19 protein-coding genes and 1 tRNA gene are annotated in these 22,129 nt (G+C 72.6%); 3 read left to right on the top strand and 17 right to left on the bottom strand.

What is annotated here, in order from left to right; translation table 11 throughout:
• Positions 1-295: 295 nt before the first annotated feature.
• A complete protein-coding gene (locus ACIPV1_RS11555; RefSeq protein WP_111084551.1) occupies positions 296-1,540 on the bottom strand; it encodes an aminoglycoside phosphotransferase family protein in 1,245 nt (414 codons plus the stop codon).
• Positions 1,541-1,620: 80 nt separating this feature from the next.
• Between ACIPV1_RS11555 and ACIPV1_RS11550 the strand changes: the two genes are divergently transcribed.
• The gene (locus tag ACIPV1_RS11550) at positions 1,621-2,694 is read left to right on the top strand and encodes an aromatic acid exporter family protein (protein ID WP_402726403.1); all 1,074 of its coding nucleotides are present in this window, start codon (positions 1,621-1,623) and stop codon (positions 2,692-2,694) included.
• Positions 2,695-2,754: 60 nt separating this feature from the next.
• Here the strand turns inward: ACIPV1_RS11550 and ACIPV1_RS11545 are convergent, their stop codons facing one another.
• Complete coding sequence (locus ACIPV1_RS11545; protein ID WP_111084550.1) at positions 2,755-3,093, bottom strand: hypothetical protein; 339 nt, start codon at positions 3,091-3,093, stop codon at positions 2,755-2,757.
• A 225-nt stretch (positions 3,094-3,318) separates the two neighbouring features.
• Here ACIPV1_RS11545 and ACIPV1_RS11540 point away from each other — a divergent pair, with 225 nt between their 5' ends.
• Positions 3,319-3,996 (top strand): response regulator transcription factor, encoded by a 678-nt coding sequence (locus ACIPV1_RS11540; RefSeq protein WP_111084549.1) that lies wholly within the window; start codon positions 3,319-3,321, stop codon positions 3,994-3,996.
• Positions 3,993-5,504, top strand: a complete 1,512-nt coding sequence (locus ACIPV1_RS11535; RefSeq protein WP_402726402.1) for a sensor histidine kinase — start codon at positions 3,993-3,995, stop codon at positions 5,502-5,504. Before ACIPV1_RS11540 ends, ACIPV1_RS11535 begins: the two co-directional genes overlap by 4 nt.
• 50 nt (positions 5,505-5,554) lie before the next feature.
• Here ACIPV1_RS11535 and ACIPV1_RS11530 read toward each other — a convergent pair whose 3' ends face one another.
• From ACIPV1_RS11530 to rplU, 15 genes are all read right to left on the bottom strand, one after another.
• Entirely contained in the window at positions 5,555-8,980 is a 3,426-nt protein-coding gene (locus tag ACIPV1_RS11530) for an error-prone DNA polymerase (RefSeq protein ID WP_402726401.1), read from the bottom strand.
• Positions 8,981-9,002: 22 nt separating this feature from the next.
• Positions 9,003-10,649 (bottom strand): DNA polymerase Y family protein, encoded by a 1,647-nt coding sequence (locus ACIPV1_RS11525; protein WP_402726400.1) that lies wholly within the window; start codon positions 10,647-10,649, stop codon positions 9,003-9,005.
• Positions 10,650-10,665: 16 nt separating this feature from the next.
• On the bottom strand, positions 10,666-11,487 hold the full coding sequence (locus tag ACIPV1_RS11520) for a hypothetical protein (RefSeq protein ID WP_402726399.1): 822 nt from the start codon (positions 11,485-11,487) through the stop codon (positions 10,666-10,668).
• Between the two features lie 66 nt (positions 11,488-11,553).
• Positions 11,554-13,113, bottom strand: a complete 1,560-nt coding sequence (locus ACIPV1_RS11515; protein WP_402726398.1) for an anthranilate synthase component I family protein — start codon at positions 13,111-13,113, stop codon at positions 11,554-11,556.
• Entirely contained in the window at positions 13,092-14,015 is a 924-nt protein-coding gene (locus ACIPV1_RS11510) for an aldose 1-epimerase family protein (RefSeq protein ID WP_402726397.1), read from the bottom strand. The genes ACIPV1_RS11515 and ACIPV1_RS11510 overlap by 22 nt, the downstream gene beginning before the upstream one ends.
• A gap of 78 nt (positions 14,016-14,093) precedes the next feature.
• Positions 14,094-14,169: transfer RNA gene (locus tag ACIPV1_RS11505), tRNA-Ala, on the bottom strand.
• 108 nt (positions 14,170-14,277) lie between these two features.
• Complete coding sequence (gene rsfS / locus ACIPV1_RS11500) at positions 14,278-14,652, bottom strand: ribosome silencing factor (RefSeq protein ID WP_111084542.1); 375 nt, start codon at positions 14,650-14,652, stop codon at positions 14,278-14,280.
• 130 nt (positions 14,653-14,782) lie between these two features.
• Positions 14,783-16,324 carry a hypothetical protein gene (locus ACIPV1_RS11495; RefSeq protein ID WP_402726396.1) on the bottom strand — a complete coding sequence of 514 codons (1,542 nt, stop codon included), beginning with the start codon at positions 16,322-16,324 and terminating at the stop codon, positions 14,783-14,785.
• Positions 16,321-16,920, bottom strand: a complete 600-nt coding sequence (gene nadD, locus ACIPV1_RS11490) for a nicotinate-nucleotide adenylyltransferase (protein ID WP_111084540.1) — start codon at positions 16,918-16,920, stop codon at positions 16,321-16,323. Before nadD ends, ACIPV1_RS11495 begins: the two co-directional genes overlap by 4 nt.
• 10 nt (positions 16,921-16,930) lie before the next feature.
• The gene (locus ACIPV1_RS11485) at positions 16,931-17,131 is read right to left on the bottom strand and encodes a hypothetical protein (protein ID WP_123293955.1); all 201 of its coding nucleotides are present in this window, start codon (positions 17,129-17,131) and stop codon (positions 16,931-16,933) included.
• A 41-nt stretch (positions 17,132-17,172) separates the two neighbouring features.
• The gene (locus tag ACIPV1_RS11480) at positions 17,173-18,438 is read right to left on the bottom strand and encodes a glutamate-5-semialdehyde dehydrogenase (RefSeq protein WP_402726395.1); all 1,266 of its coding nucleotides are present in this window, start codon (positions 18,436-18,438) and stop codon (positions 17,173-17,175) included.
• A 378-nt stretch (positions 18,439-18,816) separates the two neighbouring features.
• The gene (proB, locus tag ACIPV1_RS11475) at positions 18,817-19,635 is read right to left on the bottom strand and encodes a glutamate 5-kinase (protein ID WP_216834657.1); all 819 of its coding nucleotides are present in this window, start codon (positions 19,633-19,635) and stop codon (positions 18,817-18,819) included.
• A 7-nt stretch (positions 19,636-19,642) separates the two neighbouring features.
• Positions 19,643-21,229: a GTPase ObgE gene (gene obgE / locus ACIPV1_RS11470; RefSeq protein ID WP_123293957.1), complete on the bottom strand. Its 1,587-nt coding sequence runs from the start codon at positions 21,227-21,229 to the stop codon at positions 19,643-19,645.
• Positions 21,230-21,387: 158 nt separating this feature from the next.
• On the bottom strand, positions 21,388-21,639 hold the full coding sequence (gene rpmA, locus ACIPV1_RS11465) for a 50S ribosomal protein L27 (protein WP_071257351.1): 252 nt from the start codon (positions 21,637-21,639) through the stop codon (positions 21,388-21,390).
• Positions 21,640-21,651: 12 nt separating this feature from the next.
• The gene (gene rplU, locus ACIPV1_RS11460; protein ID WP_111084536.1) at positions 21,652-21,960 is read right to left on the bottom strand and encodes a 50S ribosomal protein L21; all 309 of its coding nucleotides are present in this window, start codon (positions 21,958-21,960) and stop codon (positions 21,652-21,654) included.
• Positions 21,961-22,129 lie beyond the last annotated feature (169 nt).

The raw sequence follows: 22,129 nt of genomic DNA, 5'->3' as shown, positions 1-22,129 counted from the left end.
CGCTCAGTTTACTCCCCGACCCCCGACAGCGGCGACTCCTCGTCGCCCGCGCGCGTCGCGCCTCCTGGAATGCCCCGTGTGCCGGCCGGGAGGCACGGTGCGGGCCCGCCACGCGCCTCCCGTCCGACGCCGGTCGCGTCCACCCCGCCGACGCGACAGATCCCGGGTCCCCGCGCCGGCCACCCCGCCAAAGCGACAGTTCCCGGATCCCCACGCCGTCCACCCTGCGAAGGCGACAGATTGCCGCCAACGTTCCGCGCAGATCTGTCGCTTTCGCGACGGGAACTGGGAGCCGTCAGACGCGGGGCGCGGACCGCGGACGGACCAGGCCGGCCGCCGGCAGGACCGGAGCAGCCTCGGCCAACGCGGCCCGCGTCGCCGCGAGGAGCTGCTCGGCGGTCTGGATGCCGTTCGCGGAGCCGGTGGTCGCCTGGCCGCCGGCGTGGGCGAGCAGCTGGGCACCGATGGCGGGCCCGATGCGGTCGGCCTCGCGCGGATTGCGGGCGACCCAGTCGCGGGCGATCGCGTCGGCGAGGCGCTCGGCCGCGGCTCCGCGGTCGGCGTCTCCGCGCGATCGGTGCCAGAGGCCGGTGACGACCAAGTGGGCGACGACCGCCCCGATGTCGCGGACCGGGAAGCCCCACCCAGCGGTGTCGATGTCCAGCAGGCCAGAGATGCGCCAGGGCTCGTCCTCGTCGACGAAGACCTGCTCGAGGTGCAGGTCGCCGTGCACGACCTGCTTCGTCGCGCTCGTCCAGCCGATCGACCGGCGGCCGATGGCGTCGTACAGGCGGTCGATCTCGTCGGCGTCCTGCGGCAACGCGGCGATGAGCGTGCGGCGGTGCCAGTCGGCGTGGTCCATCGCGTCGGCACGGGCCTGCTGGGTCATCGGGACGGTCGCGACCCGACCACTCAGGGCGGCCAACGACGCGACGAACCGCGGGTCGTCGGCGATGTCGAGGATGCGGCTGCCGGCCGGCACGCCGCGGATCCGCTCGAGCACGAGGAGTCCGTCGCCGCGGCTGGACAGTACGCGGGGCACCGGCAGGCCCGCCGCCACGAACTGCTCGTGCGACTTCACGATCGGCGCGACCCGGTGCGGACGGACGATCTTCAGGAACAGGGTGCGCTCGGGGGCGTCCACCCGCACCACCGCACGCTTGCCCGGTCGGTACGCGGCCACCGTGAGCACCGGGTCGGTGACCGGCATGCCGAGCGTCGTCAGGAGTTCCGCGACCGCGTCGCGGTAGGTCACCTGCGGCAGCACCGGCAGACCAGGGTCGTTCGGGTACGCCCACACCGAGACGGGTTCGCCGGTCGCGGGGTCGGTGACGATCGCACTGTTCTGGTCGTGCGCGCCGCCGGTGTCGACGTACGTCAGGACGGTGGCGCGCTGGCCGTTCCGGTCGACGGTGTCGACCTCGTAGCCGTACAGGTAGCCGTTGCCCGAGGGCTCGACGGAGTGCGCCCGTGCGGCCACGACGGAGGTCCCGGAGCCGGCGAAGGCCTGCGGGATGACGCGCTCATGGTTGGGCCACACGACATCAGTCAACCGTGTCCGGACGTTTTCGTCGCGTTCGTGCACGGCTCGGCGTGCGGGCGGTGGCTAGCGTGGTCGAGGTGAACCCGGTCGCGCGTCTCCGCAGCTCCAGTCGCACGCCGTTCCTGCAGGTCGTGAAGACCGCGGTCGCGGTCGTCGCGGCGGTGCTGCTGTGCCGGCTGCTGATCCAGGGACCGTTCCCGACCTTCGCGGCGATCGCCGCGCTGCTCGTCGTGCAGCCGAGCATCAACCAGTCGTTCGTCAAGGGCCTCGAGCGGAGCGCCGGTGTCGTGCTCGGCGTGCTGCTCGCCACCGGGTTCCACCTGCTGCTCGGCGACTCGGTGTGGGTCGTCCTGCTCGTGGTCGTGCTCGCCATCCTCATCGCCTGGGTGCTCCGGCTGACCCCGACCTCGGCCACCCAGGTCAGCATCAGCGGGATGCTCGTGCTCACCGCGGGGGTCGTCACGCCGAACTACTCGGCCGACCGGATCCTCGAGACCGTGATCGGTGCGGTCGTCGCCCTCGTCGTGAACGCCCTGATCATCCCGCCGGTCCTGCTCGAGCCGGCGCACCTCGCCGTCGCCCGACTCGCCCGCGACACCGCCGTGGCCTTCGAACGCGTCGCGATCGGCCTGACCGAGGGGTGGGACCGCGACCGGTGGCAGGACGCCCTGGTGCGGGCCCGCGCGCTCCGGCAGCAGCACACGAAGACCGAGGCATCACTGAACGCGGCCCGCGAGTCCCTGACGATGAACCCGCGTGGCGGCCGGCACCGCACGATCCTCGACCGCGACGTCGCCATCACCGAGCACCTGCGCGTCCTGGTCACGCGCGTCACCGGCATGACCCGGGCGATCCACGACAACACCGCTACAGACCTGCGCGCCGACCCGGTGGTCGGCGGCATCGCGACCGAGGTGGCCCGGATCGGATCGGACGTCCGCGCGCTGAGCGCCCGGGTCGAGTCGACGCGGCTGGACCCGTCGTTCGCCGCGGGTGCCGGTCGGGACGATGCCGGGGGGTCGACCGCCGAACCCGCGCTGACAGCGCCGATGGAGATCGTGCGACCGAACTCACGGCACTGGGTGCTCATCGGTGCCCTGCTCGAGGACGTCCGACGCGTGCGCGAGGAGCTGCTCGGCGAGGACGACTGACGCCGGTCGGTCGCGGCGTGCCGGTGCCGGCGCCGCTCGGGCGCGGCGTGCCGGTGCCGGTCAGCGCGTGGCGCGTGCGGCTTCGGCCGCCGTCTGCACGACGTCGTCCCAGATCACCGCGGCCGGCACGGCGGGATCGGTGCCGGGCACGCCGACGTCGGCGAACCGGCTGATCTCCGCGACGACGGCCTCGGTGCCGACTTCGCGCGCCGCGCGGCTCGCCACGTCGGGGACGGCCGTCCGCAGTTCGGCGACCACGCGGTCGCGGCGGACGCCCTCCATCTGGCCGAGTGCGCCGATGCCCTTCCACGCGGCATCGAGCTCCGCGCGGAGACGGACGATGGCCGGGTGGTCGACGGACGGGTGGTCGACGGACGCGTGGTCGATCGGGTCGTTCATGGTGCCCCCTGGTGCAACGGACCGCCCTTCGGGTAAGCGCTGTCCGCCAGATGATCCTACCAATGAAGCAAGAAGTCCTCATGTCCCTAGAACGCGGGACAGACCGTTCTGCCCGGTGGCCTGGCAGCCACGGTACCTGCTCCTGTGACGAGATTCAGTGAGTTCGGCCCGGGCACCGGCCCTCCGCGCCCGTTCGATGCCACGATGGGTCCGAGGAGGTCCACTATGCGGCTGTTGGTGGTCGAGGACGACGACGAGATGCGTGCCCTGATGGAGCGCGGTCTCGCTGCCGAGGGGTACCGCGTGACGGCGGTGGAGAACGGGGTCGAGGCGCTCATCGCCCTCGGCGAGCAGGCGTTCGACCTGGCCGTCGTGGACGTGATGATGCCCGGCATGTCCGGGTTCGAGCTCGCACGACGCATCCGCGAGCGCGAGGACCCCGTGCGGATCCTGCTCGTCACCGCGCGCGATGCCGTGGACGACCGCGTGTTCGGCCTCGACGCCGGCGCGGACGACTACCTCACGAAGCCGTTCGCGTTCGCCGAGCTCACCGCCAGGCTCCGTGCCCTCGGTCGCCGCGAGTCCGCCGGGGCACCACGCACGATCGAGGTCGGCGACGTCTCGATCGACTCCGAGGCCCGTCGCATCTCGATCAAGGGCCAGCGCGTCGCCGTCAGCCCGACCGAGTTCGCGCTGCTCCGCCTGCTGGCGCGCTCCGCCGGCAGCGTGGTGGACCGGCCGAAGATCCTCGAAGAGGTCTGGGACGGCTCGCAGCACGTCGACCCGAACGTCGTCGAGCAGTACATCTCGTACCTCCGCAAGAAGCTCGTCGCCCACGAGGCCACCGTCGCGATCGCCACCGTGCGCGGCCGCGGGTACCGCCTGGATCTGCTCGGGGCGTGAGCGGGGCCTCCGCTCACCCGGGGCCGGACCGCCCACGACGCGGTCTGGTCCGCCCCCTGCGCCTGCTGTCGCTGCGGGCACGGATCACGATCGGCTCGACGGCGATCGCCGCGGTCGTGATCGTGCTGCTCGTGCTGGTGATGCGGTTCCAGGTGGTCAGCGTGGTCGCGAGTGCGACCCGGACCCTGCTCGACGCCGACGCCGACCCGTACGTCGCCACGCTCGAGGTGGACAGCGATCCCGACCTGTCCCCGCCGGGCAACGCGCAGCTCGTCGCCGTGGTCTCACCGTCCGGCGACATCGTGCTCTCGACGATGCCCACCCGGGTGGAGAGCGCCCTCGGCAGCCTGACCTCCACACCGGCAGGCACCTCGATCATCCGGGTGTCCGGGTCCGAGTACCGCGTGGTCGTCGAACACCCCGTGAACCAAGCCGGCCGGTGGACGGTCGTCGCCGCCCGGAACTCGCAGGCCGAGGCGATCGTGGTCGACGACCTCACCTCGACCCTGTCGCTCACCGGCGTCGCGATCCTGCTCGCCTTCGGCGTCGCTTCGTGGATCCTGGCGACCGCGGCACTCCGTCCCGTCAACCGGATGCGCCGTGAGGCCGAGCGACTGTCCGTCGCGCCCGAACGGGCCGAGCTGCCCGTCGGCCCCGCGCAGGACGAACTCGCGTCCCTCGCCACGACCCTCAACGCCTTCCTCGCCCGCACGCGCCAGGCCACCGAGCGGGAACGGCAGATGGTGTCCGACGCCAGCCACGAGCTCCGCACACCGCTCGCGATCCTGACCACCCAGCTCGACCTGGCGTCGCTCGACGGTGACGACGCCGCAGCCTTGGCTGCCCACATCGAGCGCGCCAAGCACAGCGTCGCCCGGCTCTCCCGGTTGGCGAACGACCTGCTCGCGCTGTCGCGGATCGAGGAGTCCGAACGGCGGGAACAGGACGGCGACCAGCGCCCGGAGACCGCCTGGTCCGACCTCGGCGACGAGGTCATGGCGGCCGTCGACCGGGTCCGGCTCATCGCATCGGCCAAGGACGTCACCGTCGACTTCGACCTCGAGGCCCCGGTGGCCGTCGGTGGCTCCGGGCCCGGCATCGGCGGTGGGACCCACGAGCCCCGCTACCGGCTCGACACCGGCGGCATGGCGCAGCTCGTCACGAACATCGCGGGCAACGCGGTGTCGGCGCTCCCCCGCGGTGGCGGCATCTTCGTGTCCTGGCGCAGCACCGGCGGCGAGGGCGTCCTGCAGGTCACCGACGACGGCCCCGGTGTCCCCGAGTCGTTCATCCCGGTGGCGTTCGACCGGTTCACCCGACCGGACGAGGCCCGGAAGTCGCGCCCGAACCCCGACCCGGCCACCGGTGCGATCGCCCTGCCGGGTGGATCCGGGCTGGGGCTCGCGATCGTCCGTGCGGTGGCCGAACGCGCCGGCGGGACGGCGTCGCTGCGGAACGTGCGCTCCGGCGGACTCGAGGTCACGGTGCGACTGCCCGAGGTCGAGTAACCGCGCGCCTCCTCCGCGCCCGCCGCGCGCGGACCGCTGCCCGCGACCACTCACTGGAAGTCCCGCGACCGCGTGCGCACGGACAGCGACAGGTGCTCGATCCGGTCCGCCACCAGGTTGACCACGCCGTCGGGCGACCGCTCGAGGATGCCGCGGACGATCACCGCCGGGGATTCCCGGGCGACCCGGCGGTAGCGTCCCCACACCCCGACGCTGCAGATGACGTTGACCAGCCCGGTCTCGTCCTCGACGTTCATGAACGTGATCCCCGATGCCGTCGCCGGACGCTGCCGGTGCGTGACGATCCCGCCGATCTCGACCCGCCGCCCGGTCTCGGCCGTCGCGGTGTCCTGCACGCTGAGCACCCGGCGGGCGGCGAGCCGGTCGCGCACGTGCCGGACGGGGTGGTCGTCGGTCGTCATGCCCGTCGACCACATGTCGGCGATCAGGACGTCGCCGCTCGTCATCTGCCCGAACAGCGGCGGTTGGACGACGACCTGCGTGTCGGGCAGCTGATCGGCGCGCTCCGCAGCGGCCTGGGCCGCCGACCACATCGCACCGCGGCGGTCGATGTCGAACGGGGCGAAGGCGTCGGCAGCGGCGAGTGCCTCGAGCTGCGCCGTCGTCAGCCCCACCCGGCGGGCCAGGTCGGACATGTCGACGAAGGGGCCGTTCGCGTCACGCTCGGCGACGATCTTCTCGGCGCTCCTCAGGCTGAGCGAGGCGACCTCGGCGAGTCCGAGCCGGACCGCGAACGCGCCGTCGCGGCGGTGCCGTGCGGTGTCGTCGGGCAGTGCCTTGTCGAAGGGCAGCACCGGCGGCTGCTCGGTGTGCAGGCAGGCGTCGTCACCGCACGGGGGCACCACCTGGTCGTCGCCGAGCGGTTCGAGCGTCGCGTCGACACCCGAGCGCAGGATGTCCGGTCGGAGCACCTGGACGCCGTGCCGACGGGCGTCGGCGACCAGGGTCTGCGGTGAGTAGAACCCCATCGGCTGCGCGCGGAGCAGCGCGGCCAGGAACGCCCCCGGGTAGTGCAGGCGCATCCAGGCGCTCGCGTAGACGATCAGGGCGAAGCTGATCGAGTGGCTCTCCGCGAAGCCGAAGTTCGCGAACGCCTGGATCTTCGCGTAGATCGCGTCGGCGTCCTCGCCGTGGATGCCGTTGTCCGACATGCCCGCGTAGAGCTTGTCGCGCAGCCGGTCGATCTTCTCGTGGCCGCGCTTCGACCCCATCGCGCGCCGCAGCAGGTCGGCGTCGTCGCCCGAGCAGTTGCCGACCGCGATCGCCATCTGCATGAGCTGTTCCTGGAACAGCGGCACCCCGAGGGTGCGTTCGAGCACCGGTTCGAGCGACGGGTGGATGTACGTGATCGGTTCCTCGCCGGTCCGACGCCGGATGTAGGGGTGCACGGCACCGCCCTGGATCGGGCCGGGGCGGACGAGGGCGACCTCGATCACCAGGTCGTAGAACCGCCGTGGGAGCAGCCGGGGCAGGGTGCCCATCTGCGCGCGGGACTCCACCTGGAACACCCCGATGGTGTCGGCTCGGCAGAGCTGGTCGTAGACGCCCTGTTCCTCCTTCGGCATGGAGTGCATCTCCCAGCGCTCACCGCAGTGCTCCGCCGCCAGGTCGAACGAGTACTGCAGCGCCGCGAGCATGCCGAGGCCGAGCATGTCGAACTTCACGAGCCCCATGAAGGCGCAGTCGTCCTTGTCCCACTGCAGCACGGTGCGGCCGTCCATCCGCGCGTGCTCGATCGGCACGACCTCGCCCACCGGCCGGTCGGTGAGCACCATGCCGCCCGAGTGGATGCCGAGGTGGCGCGGGAAGCCCAGGACGTCGCTCGCCAGCCCGACGACGGCCGGCGGGATGTCGTGGTCCTGGCTCTCGGTCACCGAGCCCCACCGTTCGACCTGCTTCGACCAGGCGTCCTGCTGCCCCGGGCTGTGGCCGAGGGCCTTCGCCATGTCGCGGACGGCACCCTTCGGGCGGTACGTGATGACGTTCGCGACCTGGGCGGCGTTGTACCGGCCGTACTTCTCGTAGACGTACTGGATCACCTCTTCGCGGCGGTCCGAGTCGAAGTCGACGTCGATGTCGGGCTCTTCGTCGCGCATCGCCGACAGGAACCGCTCGAACGGCAGGCCGTAGCGGATCGAGTCCACCGCGGTGATCTCGAGCAGGTAGCAGACCGCGGAGTTCGCGGCGGAACCCCGCCCCTGGCAGAGGATCCCCCGGCCGCGGGCGTACTGCACCATGTCGCGCACGATCAGGAAGTAGCCGGGGAAGTTCTTGTCCTCGATCACCGCGAGCTCGCGTTCGATGCGCTCGCGCTTCTGCGGGTCCACGCCGTCGGCGCTGCCGGGGTAGAGCCGACGGGCACCCGTCCAGGTGAGCTCCCGCAACCAGGACATCGCGGTGTGGCCGTCCGGCACGTCGAGGTCGGGCAGCCCGGGCTTGACCGTGCGCAGGCGGAACCCGAGTTCGTCGGCCAGCGCGACGGTGTTCCCGATCGCCCCCGGGTACCGCCCGAACCGCCGGGTCATCTCGGCGCCGGAGCGCAGGTGCGCGGTGTCGGCGGCCGGCAGCCACCCGTCGATCTCGTCGAGGCTGCGCCGGGCCCGGACCGCGGCCAGCGCCGTCGCCACCGGGAACCGGTCCGGGGTGGCGTAGTGGACGTTGCCGGTCGCGACCAGGGGCAGCGTGTACCGCTCGGCGAGGGTCGCGAGCACGTCGTTCCGCGCACTGTCGAGCGGGTCGCCGTGGTCGAGGAGCTCCACCACGACGTTGCTGCGCCCGAAGCGGTCGAGCAGCACGCGCAGCGCGGTCTCCGCCGCGGACTCCCCGCCCTGCTCGAGCGCCTGCCGGACGGTGCCCTTCCGGCACCCGGTGAGCACCCGCCAGTGTCCGTCGGCCCGTCCCGCGAGCTCGTCGAGGTCGTAGCGCGGGCTGCCCTTCTCGGACCCGGCCGCGAGGTGCGCACTCGTCACCGCGCCTGCGAGCCGGTGGTAGCCGTCCTGCCCGTCGGCGAGCAGGAGCAGGTGGGAGCCCTCGGGATCGGGGACGCCGTTCTGCGGTTCGGTCAGGCCCAGCGAGAGCTCGGTGCCGTAGACGGTGCCGACCTGCGGGTACGCCTCGGCGACCTCGGCCATCCGGGCGGCACCGTAGAAGCCGTCGTGGTCGGTGAGGGCGAGGGCGTGCAGGCGCAGCCGTGCGGCTTCCTCGAACAGCTGCTCGGGCTGGCTGGCACCGTCGAGGAAGCTGAAGGCCGAGTGCGCGTGCAGCTCGGCGTACGGCACGACCGGAGGGCCGTCGTCCGCAGCCGCCGGCTGGTCCGTGGGGACGTACGGCTCGCGCTTCCGCGACCACGCCGGGCTGTCCCCGCCGTCGCCGGCCTTCGCCGTCCCCGGACTGCGCTTGTCCGACAGGGCGCGTTCGAACTGCGACCACGGCACGGGTGGGTTGCTGTAGCCCATCAGGTCCTGCTCCTGGATCGGTTCACGTGGCGATCGCCTCCGCCCACCACCGGTGGTCCGCCAGCACCAGGTACCAGGCACGGCCCTCGGCGTCGACGAGCTGCAGCCGGTGCAGTCGTCGGCCGCCGGACTCCCACCACCGCACGACGAGCGGCCAGGGGCCCGCCCAGGCCGTGACGGGTGCGAACCCGCCGCCCCGGTCCCCCTCGGCGCGGAACCGTTCGGGTGCGCCGGACAGCACGCCGCGGTCGTCGACGTCGACGCTCGCGCCGTCGCCGGAGACCACGTCGACCGGCCGGGGACGCTCGAGGACGGTGGCGGGCGGCGGGCCTGGCAGCTTGCCGGGCCAGGGGCGGTCGCGCACGGTGGCCAGGGCACGCTCGCCGCCGGGCGGGGCGTCGCCCCACGGCACGAGCACCACCCGCTCGGACAGGGTCCGGCCACCACCGACCCGCGGGCTCACCACCCCGTCGTGCCCGACCATGCCCTGGATCCGGGCCAGCCCGTGGTGCACGCGCTCGTCCGGTCCGGAGCCCCAGAGTCCGCGTTCGTGGTTCGCCATGTCGTCGACGGCGACCGGCTCGAGCACGACCGAGGTGACGGGTGCCTCGAGCCCGGTCGGGTCGACCCCGCCGGCGAGCTGCCACCGCACCCGGTCGACGACGTCGGCGGCGTCGAACCACCGGGGGTGCGCCCACGTGCGTTCGAGCAGGATGTCCCGCTCGTCGACGATCCCCACCCGGATGGTCGTCGCGACCAGCCCCGCGGCGCGGAGGCGTGCGGCGAAGTCGTCGGCGGAGCGCCGGAACGCGAACGCGATCTGGTCGGCACGGTCGAGCGGGGGCTCGAAGGCGGCCTCGATCCGGAGCTCGGGCGGGATCGCGCGTGCCGAGATCTCCCGCGGGTCGCGTCCGCCGGCCAGCCGGTGCAGGAACGCCCCGGCGACCCCGAACCGGTCGCGGACCTGCTCGTCACTGAGCGACGCGAAATCGCCCAGCGTGGTGATGCCGAGCCGGTCGAGCACCGTCGCGAGCTCGGGGTCGCCGAGCACACCGAGGGGCAGGGCCGCCAGGAAGTCCGACGAGCCGGAGACCGGCACGATCCGTACCCGTTCGCCGGGACGCACCGGCCGGGCCCGTGCCGCCTGCTCCGCCGCGAACGGGGTGTCCGCCACACCGGCCCGCACCGCCGGGGCGCCGTGGTCGGCCGCGATCCCCGCCAGGGTCGCCGCGGCCGCCCGCTCGCCGCCGTAGTACCGCGCCGGCCCCCGGGCACGCAGGGCGAGGGTGCCGGGCCGCAGTACCTCGACCCCGGGGACGGCCGCCTCGACCGCGCGGATGACGGGTTCGAACGCGCGGTGGTCGAGGGCGTCGTCGTAGGGGTGCACGACGAGCTCCGGACAGCGCGCCTGTGCCTCGCGCACCCGGAGGCCCCGGACGACGCCGTGCTGTCGTGCGGACGCGGAGCTCGCGAACACCAGGCCCTTCGCGACCACGGCGAAGGGTTGCTCCGGCGGTGCCCCGGCCGCGCGGGCCGCCGCGATCACCGGCCAGTCCGGGCACCAGAGCACGATGGTGCGGGTCGGCGGTGGCTCGGGCAGCGCCCCGCCGCGGGCGATCGCGTCGGCACGGACACGCCCCGGCGCGATCACGACGCCACCGCCACGCACAGCAGCACCCCTGCGATCACGACGCCACCGCCACGGGCCGCAGCACCCGGGTGTCGCCGGACCCCACCGACGGCACGGGGGTCGCCGTCCGGACCGTGCCGTCGGCCGCGGGCAGGAGCAGTTCGGCGCTCGTGGGGCGCACGGCACCCGCACGACCGGTCGCCGTCACGGTGGCGCGACGCTCGGTCAGGTGCCCGTGGCCCTGCCCGATGCCGCTCCACACCGACGACGTGATCCGCAGCGTGACGTCCGCGCCCGGCCAGGACCCGAGCGCGACGAGGGCCCCGCCGCGTTGCCGGAGCCGGGCCGACAGGCGGGCGACGTCGCCAGGCACCACCCGGCCGAGCGGCCGGGTGAGCACGATCTGGGCGACATCGGCCATCGCCGCGGTCACCGCGAGCCACTGGTCGCCCGGATCGGGGACGAGCACGAGCCGCTCGAGGTCGATCCCCGCGGCGGCCGCGGCCTCGATCCCGAAGGACGGCACCCCGACGACCGCGCACCACGCACCGGACGCCGAAGCCGCCTGCAGCATGGTGATCGCGAGCAGCACCGACTCGGGGACGGCGTAGGTGCCGCCGACCCGGATCGCACCGCCGGGCAGCAGCGGCTCGAGAGCGGAGGCGGTCGGGAGCCCAGCGGTGTCGACACGGGTGGACTCCATGTCGGTGACCCGGGACCGCAGGGACGTGATGCGGTCGAGCGCCGCCCGGGCGTCACCGAGGTGGTCCGCGCGCGCAGCACCCGAACCCCCGCGCGCAGCACCGCCCCGCCCGACCCGGTCCGGGCCGGGCGACCGGAGTGCCGCCGCCGTCTGCATGCCCTCATATTCGAACATGTGTTCGATGATGTCAATCGCGTCCGACATCCGTGGACAATCGGGTCGAACGCGTGTTCGGTCAGCTCACCACGTCGCCACCGCACCGACCGCGCCGAGCACGGACCGCGTCTTCGTCACGACCTCGTCCGCCTCGTCCGACGCCACCGACGACCACGTCACCGCTCCCCCGGCCCCGAGCGTCCGCGACCGGACCTCGACCGCACCCACCCCGCCGCCCGAGGCGTCCACCACCGTCACCAGTGTCCGGATGACCACCGACAGGTCGACCGCCCCGCTCGCCGAGAAGTACCCGATCACCCCCGAGTACACCCCGCGCGGCGCGCCCTCGAGCCGGTCGGCGATCGCCATCGCGCTGATCTTCGGCGCGCCGGTCATCGACCCGGGTGGGAACGCCGCCCGAACCACGTCCGCCGGCGACGTCCCCGACGGCAGCACGGCACCGATCGTCGACACCATCTGGTGCACGCTCGCGTAGGTCTCGACCGCGCACAGCCGTTCGACGTGCACCGACCCGGGGATCGCCGTCCGCAGCAGGTCGTTCCGCAGCAGGTCCACGATCATCACGTTCTCGGCACGGTCCTTGGCGCTCACCGCGAGTTCGTCCCGCACGGCCGCGTCGGCGGCAGCGTCGGCGAGTCGTCGCCGCGTGCCCTTGATCGGTTCCGCCAGCACGGTGCGGTCCGCGGCGATCCGCAGGAACCGCTCCGGCGACCGGCTCGCCACGCGCAGCGGGCCGAGCCGCAGGTACGCACCGAACGGGACGGGGTCCGACGCCCGCATCCGCATGTAGTCGTACAGGTGCGGGTCGTACAGGTGCGGGTCCGTGCCGGGGCCGACCCGGGCCTCCCGGCCCCCGCTCGGCACGGAGAAGGAGGTGGTGAGACAGACCTGGAACGCGTTGCCCTCGCGGATCTCGGCGCGGCACGCGTCGACGGCGCGTTCGTGGTCAGCACGCGACGTGCGTCCGACCGCTGACGACACCCCGGCCGGGAGGCCCGTGGCCGCGTCCGCCACGTCGGCCGGCGACGGCGACCCGGTCACCGTCTCGAGCCACGCCCGGTTCTGCGCGCTGGCCGCCGGTTCCGCGTCGGCGACGAGCGTCAGCGCCCAGGCGCCGCCGGAGTGGTCGACGACCACGGCGCGGTCCACGAACCGCAGGTCGGCGTCGGCGTGGCCGTCGGCGGTGCGGTCCGGGCCGCCGGACTCGCGACCGAGCTCGTACCCGAGGAACCCGACCCAGCCGAGTGCGAAGCCGCAACCGGCGATCGGCTCGGGCAGCTGCGGCGTCCGCGCGAGGAGGTCGGCCAGCACGGTGAAGGCCGGACGGTCGTCGGAGGACGACGAGCCGAACCAGCCGGCAGCGGGCGCGGCGACCTCGACGGACGCCTGCCGGTCCTGGTGGCGGAACCGGACACGGAACGGCCCGTCCGCCCACGTCAGTACCGACCATCGCGCCCGTGGTCGAGCGGCGTCGGGTGCGCCGTCCGGCAGCGCGGAGTCGAGCCACACCAGGTCGCCCTCGACCGCGGCGGCCAGCGCGCCGAGGTCGGGGACCGGATCGAGCCGGCGGACCTCGATGCGGGCGCCGGCCGACGGACCGGTCAGATCGCGGAGATCGTCCATGCGGCGGCGTGGGACGCACCGGGGGCGAGCACCACGAGACCGCGGTCGACACCGTCGTTGAAGGCGTCCGGGGCGCACGTCATCGGCTCGACCGCCAGGCCGGCGCGGTGGTACTCGGGGACCACGTGGTCGGCCGTGTGCACCTGCACCCACGGGCACTCCGGACCGAAGGTCGCGCGGACACCCCGGCCGTCCGCTGCGGTCAGGGCGATGGTCGCGACCCCGTCGGCGTCGCGGTCGAAGCCGGTGAAGGCGTGGTCGATGAACCGGTCGCCGATGCGTGTGGCGGTGCGCAGGTCGAACTCGTCGTGCACGGGGACCAGGTCGGTCGGGATCAGCCGGTCCGGCGTGACCTCGAGCACCTCGGCCGCGGGCAGGGTGAGGGTCCAGTCGTCGACCGTGCCGGCGCCGGCGACCAGGTACGGGTGCGGGCCGGTCCCCCACGGGGCGTCGTCCGCGCCGGAGTTCGTGCCGGTGATCGTCGTGTGCAGCCCGGCCTCGTCCAGCCGGTACTCGACCAGGACCTCGACGCGGTACGGGTAGCCTGCCTGGGCCTGCACGGTGGTGGCGAGCACCACGCGGTCGGGCTCCTGCGCGTCGACCCGGAAGTCGGTCCAGGCGACCAGTCCGTGCAGGGCGTGGTGCCGTGCCGGTTCGGTGAGCGCGAGCTCGTGGTCGACACCGCCGAACGAGTACTCGCCGTCGACGACGCGGTTCGGCCACGGAGCGAGGACGGCACCGCGGAACGCCGGACGGACCTCGTCGGCGGCGAACGGCACGATCAGGTCGCGACCCTCGTGCCGCAGGGTCCGCAGCGTCGCACCGACCGTGGCGATGTCGGCCGTGTACCCGGCGGCGGAGATCGTCAGCGGGGTTCCGGACAGCGGCGCATCGTTGCTCATGCGCTCAGCGTATCGGGCACGTGCGGCCAGCCGCACCACGAGAAAACCCCCGCCGTTCCGGGGAACGACGGGGGTTGTTGGTGGATCTGAGGGGACTCGAACCCCTGACCCCCTGCATGCCATGCAGGTGCGCTACCAGCTGCGCCACAGACCCAGATTGTGTTGCTTCCGTGCCGACCGGTTCCCCGGAGGCACCATAGAAGCGTACACCATGCGAACGCCGGGCAACGAAATCGAAGCCGTCACCCGGGCGCGTCGCTGATCAGGCGGTGTGGTCCACCGGAAGCTCGAGCGGGATGGTCGGGCAGTCTGCCCAGAGCCGCTCGAGCGAGTAGTACTGACGGTCCTCGTCGTGGAAGACGTGCACCACGATGTCGCCGACGTCGATGAGGACCCAGCGGCCCTCGCTTCGGCCTTCGCGGCGGAGGGTCTTGGCGCCGAGCTCGAGGAGGCGCTCCTCGACCGCATCGGCGATGGACTGCACGTTGCGCTCGTTCCGACCGGTTGCGAGCAGGAACACGTCCGTGAGCTGCAACGGCCCGGTCACATCGAGCGCGACGAGGTCCTCGGCCTGCTTGGCGTCCGCCGCGAGAGCGGCGGCCTGCACGAGTTCCAGTGCGCGAGTGGAGGCGGTCACGGATTCCTTCCGGTCGTCGACCCGGCAGGGAGCCGGATCGCTTGATGGGTCACGATCATAAGCCACCCCGCCGACGCACGGCCAGGCCGCGGCCGACGCAGGTGTCGGGATCGGTGGTTCGGGTCGGGCGTCAGCCGCCGAAGGTGTGGGTCGTGACGAGCGCGACGATGATGACCGCGGCTGCGGCGACACCGACGGCGCCGACCGTGACACCGAGGATGAGCGGCGTGCGCGACTCCTTCGGCTTCGCGGCGGCGAGGACGACCTGGCGGGTCGAGGTGTGGCTGGACACCGCGCGGCTGGCGCGCACCGGGCTGGCGTCGGTCTCCGGCTGCTCGTCGTGCTGCTCGAGCAGGCGGTCGACCTCGGCGCCGTCAATCGGCCGGTGCGACCCCGTCGAGGACAACGACGCGGGCAGGTCGATGGACCCGGTGAGGATCACCTCGCCCGTCGCGTTCAGTGCTCCGGTCGGGTCGGCCAGGGCCGAGTTCGGCAGGATGATCGCGTTGGTGTCGGTGACCGCGATCCGGCGGGTGCCGGTCGAGTCGTCGTGCACCTCGGCGTCGTTCGAGCCGTGCGCCTGCTGCGACCAGTGCCCGACGGGCGGCTCGAAGGCCGTCGTCATCGGCTTCGGCTCGGCCGGCCGCTGGAAGGACGCGGGGACCTTCGGGGGCTCGGTCCGTGCGGGCTCCGGGATCGGGACCTCGTTGGTGTCGTCGTCCTCGGGGTCGAGGGACAGCGGGAACACCGCCGGGGTCGACGGAGCACCGTCCGGGATCCCCGGGAGCGGCGTGGCCGAGGGGCGCTCGGGTGCGGCGGCGTCGACCGATGCGTCCGCATCGGCCGGCGTCTCGTCGGTACCCGTCTCGTGAGTGCCCGTCTCGTCGGTGCGCGGCTGGTCGGTGCCCGTCTCGTCGGTGCTCGTCTGGTCGCTGGACGTCGCCGCGGGACTGTCGTCTGCGGCCCCGGCTTCGGGCTGTACTTCGGAAGCGTCGTCGGCGGGCGGCGACCACGTCGACCGGTGGCGCCGGGGCTCCTCGGCGTGCGCAGCGGCTTCGTCGAGCGGCTCGAGGGCGTCGGGCGACCCGTCGGCCTCGGTGGCCTGGGCGACCGCTGCCTCGTCGAGCACCGTGGGGGTCTCGGAACCGGACGGCTCGTCCGCGGCGCGCGGCGCCGAGGTCGGCTCGATGGTGTCGACCGAGCCGAGGACGTCCTCGACGGTGCGGTCGGAGGACTGCGGCGTGGGGTTCTGCAACGGGACCGGCAGGACCGCCTGGTTCTCGGCAGCGCGCTGCTGGCGGATCTGGCGGCGGGTCAGACCACCACTGCCTGGCACGATCTCGGTCGCCGAGGCGGGCGGGAACGGCGACACCCCGGCCGCGGGGACGGAGGTCACCGGCACGGAGGGCGCCGAGGCTGGCGTGCCCGTCGGTGCCGACGTGCCCGTCGGTGCCGACGTGCCCGTCGCGGCGGACGCCGGAGCGGAGGACTGGGCCGGACCGCCGGGAGCGGGTGCCACGTGCGAACCGGGCCGAGGACGGGGTTCCGTCGACTCGGCGGGTGCGGCGACGGTCGGCGGCGGCGTCGCGGGCTGCGAACCGGCTGCTGCGGCACGCTCCCGCTCGCGCGCCTGGCGCCGCGACAGGGGCGGCTGCGCGTCGGACGAACTCATGCAACGCTCCGATACAGGTGGTGCTTGGAGATGTACTGGACGACCCCGTCGGGAACCAGGTACCAGACGGGGGAACCACGTCTCACCCGGTCGCGGCAGTCGGTCGACGAGATGGCCAGTGCGGGGACTTCGAGCAAGCTTACGTCTCGCTCGGGGAGTCCGCTGATGCTCAGGTCGTGTCCCGGACGCGTCACGGCGACGAAGTGCGCGAGGTCCCAGAGACCATCATGGTCTTTCCAGTCGACAATCTGCTGAACGGCGTCTGCGCCCGAGATGAAGACGAGCTGCGCGTCGGGCCGCTGTTCGTGCAGGTCGCGGAGCGTGTCGACCGTGTACGTCGGGCCGGGGCGGTCGATGTCGACGCGGCTCACCGTGAACATCGGGTTGGACGCGGTCGCGATGACCGTCATCAGGTAGCGGTGCTCGGCATCCGTGACGCCGGACTTCATGTACGGCTGACCGGTGGGGACGAACACGACCTCGTCCAGGTCGAACGCCCGAGCGACCTCGGACGCCGCGACGAGGTGACCGTGGTGGATGGGGTCGAACGTGCCGCCCATCACCCCGATGCGCGGTCGTCCGGTGCTCTCGAGCATCGCGTGCAGATCAGCTCTTGGTGTGACCGAACTCGTCGACACCCGTCTCGTGGTGGCGGGTGGCCTCGAACTTCTGCGAGTGGCGGTAGGCCACGTCGCGGAAGCTCCAGGTGACGAAGCCCAGGAAGATGAAGAACAGCGCGCCGACGAGCGGGAACACGAACGCCGGGGCCCCGGAGGCGTGCTCCGCAGCTTCTGCGAGGAAGGTCATCGTTCGGTGCTCCGTTCGGTCGGGGAAAGACGCCGTTCAGTCTAGCCGCGGATCTGGCCGTTCCCGCGCACGATCCACTTGGTGCTCGTGAGCTCCGGCAGCCCCATCGGGCCACGCGCGTGCAGCTTCTGCGTCGAGATGCCCACCTCGGCGCCGAAGCCGAACTCCCCGCCGTCGGTGAAGCGCGTCGACGCGTTCACCATCACGACCGCCGAGTCGACCGTCGCCAGGAACCGTTCGGCCGTGTCGACGTCGTTCGTGACGATCGACTCGGTGTGGTGGGTGGACCAGCGCGCGATGTGCGCCATCGCGGCGTCGACGTCCGGCACGACGCGGATCGACAGGTCGAGGTCCATCGACTCGGTCGCCCAGTCCTCGTCGGTGGCGCGCAGCACGCCCGGCACGATCGCCCGCGTGGCGTCGTCGCCGCGCAGCGTGACACCGGAGGCACGGAGCCGGTCCGCGAGCACGGGCAGCAGCCGCTCGGCCGCCTGCTCGTGCACCAGGAGGGTCTCGAGGGCGTTGCAGACGCTCGGCCGCTGCACCTTGCTGTTCAGGACGATCTCGACGGCGCGCTGTTCGGGCGCCGATGCGTCGAGGAACACGTGCACCACGCCGGCACCGGTCTCGATCACGGGGACCTGCGACTCGGTGACGACGGTCTGGATGAGCGAGGCGCTGCCGCGAGGGATGAGCACGTCGACCAGCCCGCGGGCGCGCATGAGCTCGGTGGCTCCGGCACGGCCGAACTCGTCGATGGTCTGCACGAGCTCGCGCGGCAGGCCGACCGACTCGACGGCGTCCTGGATGCGGGCCACGAGCACGGCGTTCGTCCGCTGGGCCGCCGAACCCCCGCGGAGCACGACCGCGTTGCCGGACTTCAGCGCGAGCGAGGCGATGTCGACCGTGACGTTCGGTCGTGCCTCGTAGATGGCGCCGACGACCCCGAACGGCACCCGCACCTGGGTGAGCTGCAGGCCGTTCGGCAGGAGCGAGCCCCGCAGGTGCTCCCCCACCGGGTCCTGCAGGCCGACGACGTCCTCGACGGCCGTGGCCAGCGCCTCGATGCGTGCGGGGTCGAGCCGGAGGCGGTCGACGAGACCGGAGGACAGGCCGCTCTCCTCGCCCGCGACCAGGTCACCGTGGTTCGCGGCGACGATCTCGTCGGTGGCGGCGCGGACCCCGGCGGCGATCGCCACGAGGGCGGCGTCCTTGACCGCCGTCGTCGCGGTCGCCAGCGCCGACGAGGCGGTCCGGGCAGCCACGAGCGTGTCGGTCAGGGTCGGGGCGGGCGCGATCGACGACATGGACCGATTCTAGGTCCGCTCGTCGGCCCGTGACGGGCCTGACGCCGTCTCGCCGGCCGACCGGTCACGACACGTTGCACCACGACCGCCGAGCGGTCGCGCCGCGTCGCTCCGCGCCGACCCCGTCGACCGGTCCCGACCGTTCGACGCAGTCCGTCGGTGAGTCGTGACCGCCTGGAGGCCCGGCACCGGTCCCCGGGACCCGCGCCGGGCCTCCAGGCGGTCGCGTTCACCACGCCGACCGGTCACGACACGTCGTCCTGCGCCACGCGAGCGGTCGCCGATCGTCGCTCCGCGACGCCCGCGCCGACGGTCCCTGACCGGTCGGCGCCGTCCCAGCAGCGAGTCGTGACCGCTCCGGGCGCGGTCCGACCCGTGTCAGGGACGCGGCGCGGCGTGGAACCAGGTGCCGACGTGCTCGCCCGACAGGGCGCGGTCGACGAGGGCCGTGGCGGTCACCAGGACCGACGTGCCCGACTCGGCCGCGAGCCGCGCAGCCGCGACCTTGGTGCCTGCTCCCCCGGTCCCCACGCCGGACTTGCCGACGGAGCCGAAGGTGACGCCGGCGAGCTCGTCGCCGAACGGTACCTCGTCGATGCGCTCGGCGCCGGGCTGCTCCGGCGGCTTCGTGTACAGGGCCTCGACGTCGGACAGCAGCACCAGGGCGTCGGCACCGAGCAGCCGAGCCACCAGGGCGGCGAGCCGGTCGTTGTCACCGAAGCGGATCTCGTGCGTGGCGACCGTGTCGTTCTCGTTCACGATCGGCAGCACGCGCAGGGCGAGCAGCCGGTCGATGGCACGCTGCGCGTTGACCCGGTGCGTGGGATTCTGCAGGTCGCCGGCGGTCAGCAGGATCTGCGCCGCGACGACCCGGTGCCGGTCGAGTTCCTTCTGGTACCGGAACATCAGGACGTTCTGGCCGGTGGCCGCGGCGGCCTGCTGCGTGGCGAGGTCGTCGGGACGGCCTTCGAGCCCGAGGAACGGGAACCCGGTCGCGATCGCACCGGACGACACGAGCACGACCTCGGTGCCACGGCCGTAGGCGCTGGCCAGGGCGTCCACCAGCGGACCGATCTGGCCGGCGGCGTCACCGCTGACCGAGGACGAGCCGACCTTGACCACGATCCGCCGCGCACGCGGGATGTCCTCTCGCCGGGTGACGGGTCCGAGGTCGGTGCGGGCGGTCGTGTCGGTCATGCCGCGGTCAGTCCTTCTGGTCGCTGGTCTCGAAGTCGCCGGTCTCGACGCCGGTCTCGGGGTCTCCGGTCTCGAGGTCGTCGCTGGTGACGACCTCGTCGTTCACCCAGAGGCCGGACACACGCTCCTGCTCGAGCTCGGCACGGGCAGCCGCCTTGGCGTCCATCCGCTCGAAGTACTCCTCGCGACGCTCGTTGCGGGTCGGACGCGAGGTCGCACCGATGCGGGCGTCGGTCCCGCGCGCGCTCGTGATGAGCTCCGCGGTGGACGTGAGCGTCGGCTCCCAGTCGAAGACCATGCCGCCGTCGCCACCGATCACGACGGTCGAACCGGCGACCGCGCCGGCCTTGAACAAGCCGTCCTCGACGCCGAGCTTCGCGAGCCGGTCGGCCAGGAAGCCGATCGCCTCTTCGTTGGTGAAGTCGGTCTGCTGGATCCAGCGCTCCGGCTTCGCGCCGCGGACGCGGAAGAAGCGGTGCTCCTCGCCGCCCTCGGCACGGACCGTGAAGCCCTGGTCGTTGACCGCACGGGGGCGGATGACGATGCGCTCGACGACGGGCTCGGCCGCGCGCTTGGCACGACCCTGCTCGACGACCTCGGCCAACGCGAAGGTCAGCTCACGCAGACCCTTGTGCGACGCCGTGGAGATCGGGAACACGCGGTAGCCGCGGCCCTCGAGCTCGGCGGTGACGAACTCGGCGAGCTCGGCGGCGTCCGGCACGTCGATCTTGTTGAGCGCGATGAGCTGCGGACGCTCGAGCAGCGGCACCTGGCCCTCGGGGACCGGGTAGCGCTCGAGCTCGCCGAGGATGACGTCGAGGTCGCTGATCGGGTCGCGGCCCGGGTCCATCGTCGCGCAGTCGATGACGTGCAGCAGGGCTTCGCAGCGCTCGACGTGCCGCAGGAACTCGAGGCCGAGACCCTTGCCCTCGGACGCGCCCTCGATCAGCCCGGGGACGTCGGCGACCGTGAAGCGGCTCTCGCCCGACTCGACGACGCCGAGGTTCGGGGTGAGCGTGGTGAAGGGGTAGTCGGCGATCTTCGGCTTCGCGGCCGAGATCGCGGCGATGAGCGAGGACTTGCCGGCACTCGGGAACCCGACGAGGGCGACGTCGGCGATGGTCTTCAGCTCGAGGCTGATGTCACCCGCCCAGCCCTCGGTGCCGAGGAGCGCGAAGCCGGGGGCCTTGCGCTTGGTGGTGGAGAGCGCCGCGTTGCCGAGGCCGCCCTGGCCACCGGGGGCCACGACGACGCGCATGCCGGGCTCGGTCAGGTCGGCGATGACCTCGCCGGCCTCGTCGTACACGACGGTGCCGATCGGGAGCGGGAGCTCCTGGACCTCGCCGCTGACGCCGCTGCGGTGGTCGCCCATGCCCGGCTGCCCGTTCTTGGACGAACGGTGCGGCGAGCGGTGGTAGCCGAGCAACGTGGTGACCTGCGGGTCGGCCACGAGCACGATGTCGCCGCCGTCACCGCCGTTGCCGCCGTCGGGCCCGGCGAGGGGCTTGAACTTCTCACGGCGGACCGAGACGCAACCGTTGCCGCCCTTCCCCGCGCTGAGGTGCAGGGTCACGCGGTCGACGAAGGTCGCCATGGTTCCACTCCTGGAAGATCGTTGCGCCGACGAGACCCGTCAGCGCGTTGTGCCGACGTGGTCCGTCAGCGCGTTGTGCCGACGTGATCCGTCGGCGGGAAAAGCGAAGGAGGGGCGGGCACTCGGCCCGCCCCTCCCGCTGAAGCTGATCGTCGCGACTACGCGTTGACGATGTTGATGACCTTGCGGCCACCCTTGGTGCCGAACTCGACCGAACCGGCCGAGAGGGCGAACAGCGTGTCGTCGCCACCGCGGCCGACGTTGGCGCCCGGGTGGAAGTGGGTGCCACGCTGGCGGATGATGATCTCACCGGCGTTGACGACCTCGCCACCGAAGCGCTTCACGCCGAGGCGCTGAGCGTTCGAGTCACGACCGTTGCGAGTGGAACTCGCACCCTTCTTGTGTGCCATGAGCTGACTCCCTTACGCGATCTTGGTGATCTTGACGCGGGTCAGTTCAGCGCGGAAACCCTGGCGCTTCTTGTACCCGGTCTTGTTCTTGAACTTCTGGATGATGACCTTCGGACCGCGCAGGTCGTCGAGCACCTCGGCGGTGACGGTCACGTTGACGAGCTCGGAAGCCGCCGACGTGATCTTGTCACCGTCCACGAGGAGCACGGGGGCGAGGTCGATGTTGCCCTTGTCGTCCGCCTTGACACGGTCGACGGTCAGGATGGTGCCGACCTCGACCTTTTCCTGACGGCCGCCGGCGCGCACTACTGCGTAAACCACGTGGAAATCCTTACGTAACTCTGCTTGAGGGAAGTCTCGGGTGCCCACTTCTGCACGAGCGGCTCCCGGAAGGCCGGGCCCGATCGGCGACGCAGGCAGAACGGCCCGCTGACACCAGGGATCGAGAATACTCGATCCCCATGGGTCCGGTCAAACGGCGACACACGTA

The sequence above is a fragment of the Curtobacterium sp. NPDC089991 genome, from assembly GCF_044748425.1.
In the GTDB taxonomy this organism is placed as follows: Bacteria; Actinomycetota; Actinomycetes; order Actinomycetales; family Microbacteriaceae; genus Curtobacterium.
Note: the sequence above shows the minus strand (reverse complement) of the source record. Positions and strands in the feature narration are given on the sequence as shown.

Bases quoted from the DNA above. Each gene is read 5' to 3' on its own strand.
- ACIPV1_RS11545 (WP_111084550.1), bottom strand. From the start codon at position 3,093: ATGAACGACCCGATCGACCACGCGTCCGTCGACCACCCGTCCGTCGAC.
- ACIPV1_RS11540 (WP_111084549.1), top strand. From the start codon at position 3,319: ATGCGGCTGTTGGTGGTCGAGGACGACGACGAGATGCGTGCCCTGATG.
- ACIPV1_RS11530 (WP_402726401.1), bottom strand. From the start codon at position 8,980: ATGGGCTACAGCAACCCACCCGTGCCGTGGTCGCAGTTCGAACGCGCC.
- ACIPV1_RS11520 (WP_402726399.1), bottom strand. From the start codon at position 11,487: ATGTTCGAATATGAGGGCATGCAGACGGCGGCGGCACTCCGGTCGCCC.
- ACIPV1_RS11515 (WP_402726398.1), bottom strand. From the start codon at position 13,113: ATGGACGATCTCCGCGATCTGACCGGTCCGTCGGCCGGCGCCCGCATC.
- ACIPV1_RS11510 (WP_402726397.1), bottom strand. From the start codon at position 14,015: ATGAGCAACGATGCGCCGCTGTCCGGAACCCCGCTGACGATCTCCGCC.
- ACIPV1_RS11495 (WP_402726396.1), bottom strand. From the start codon at position 16,324: ATGAGTTCGTCCGACGCGCAGCCGCCCCTGTCGCGGCGCCAGGCGCGC.
- nadD (WP_111084540.1), bottom strand. From the start codon at position 16,920: ATGCTCGAGAGCACCGGACGACCGCGCATCGGGGTGATGGGCGGCACG.
- ACIPV1_RS11485 (WP_123293955.1), bottom strand. From the start codon at position 17,131: ATGACCTTCCTCGCAGAAGCTGCGGAGCACGCCTCCGGGGCCCCGGCG.
- ACIPV1_RS11480 (WP_402726395.1), bottom strand. From the start codon at position 18,438: ATGTCGTCGATCGCGCCCGCCCCGACCCTGACCGACACGCTCGTGGCT.
- proB (WP_216834657.1), bottom strand. From the start codon at position 19,635: ATGACCGACACGACCGCCCGCACCGACCTCGGACCCGTCACCCGGCGA.
- obgE (WP_123293957.1), bottom strand. From the start codon at position 21,229: ATGGCGACCTTCGTCGACCGCGTGACCCTGCACCTCAGCGCGGGGAAG.
- rpmA (WP_071257351.1), bottom strand. From the start codon at position 21,639: ATGGCACACAAGAAGGGTGCGAGTTCCACTCGCAACGGTCGTGACTCG.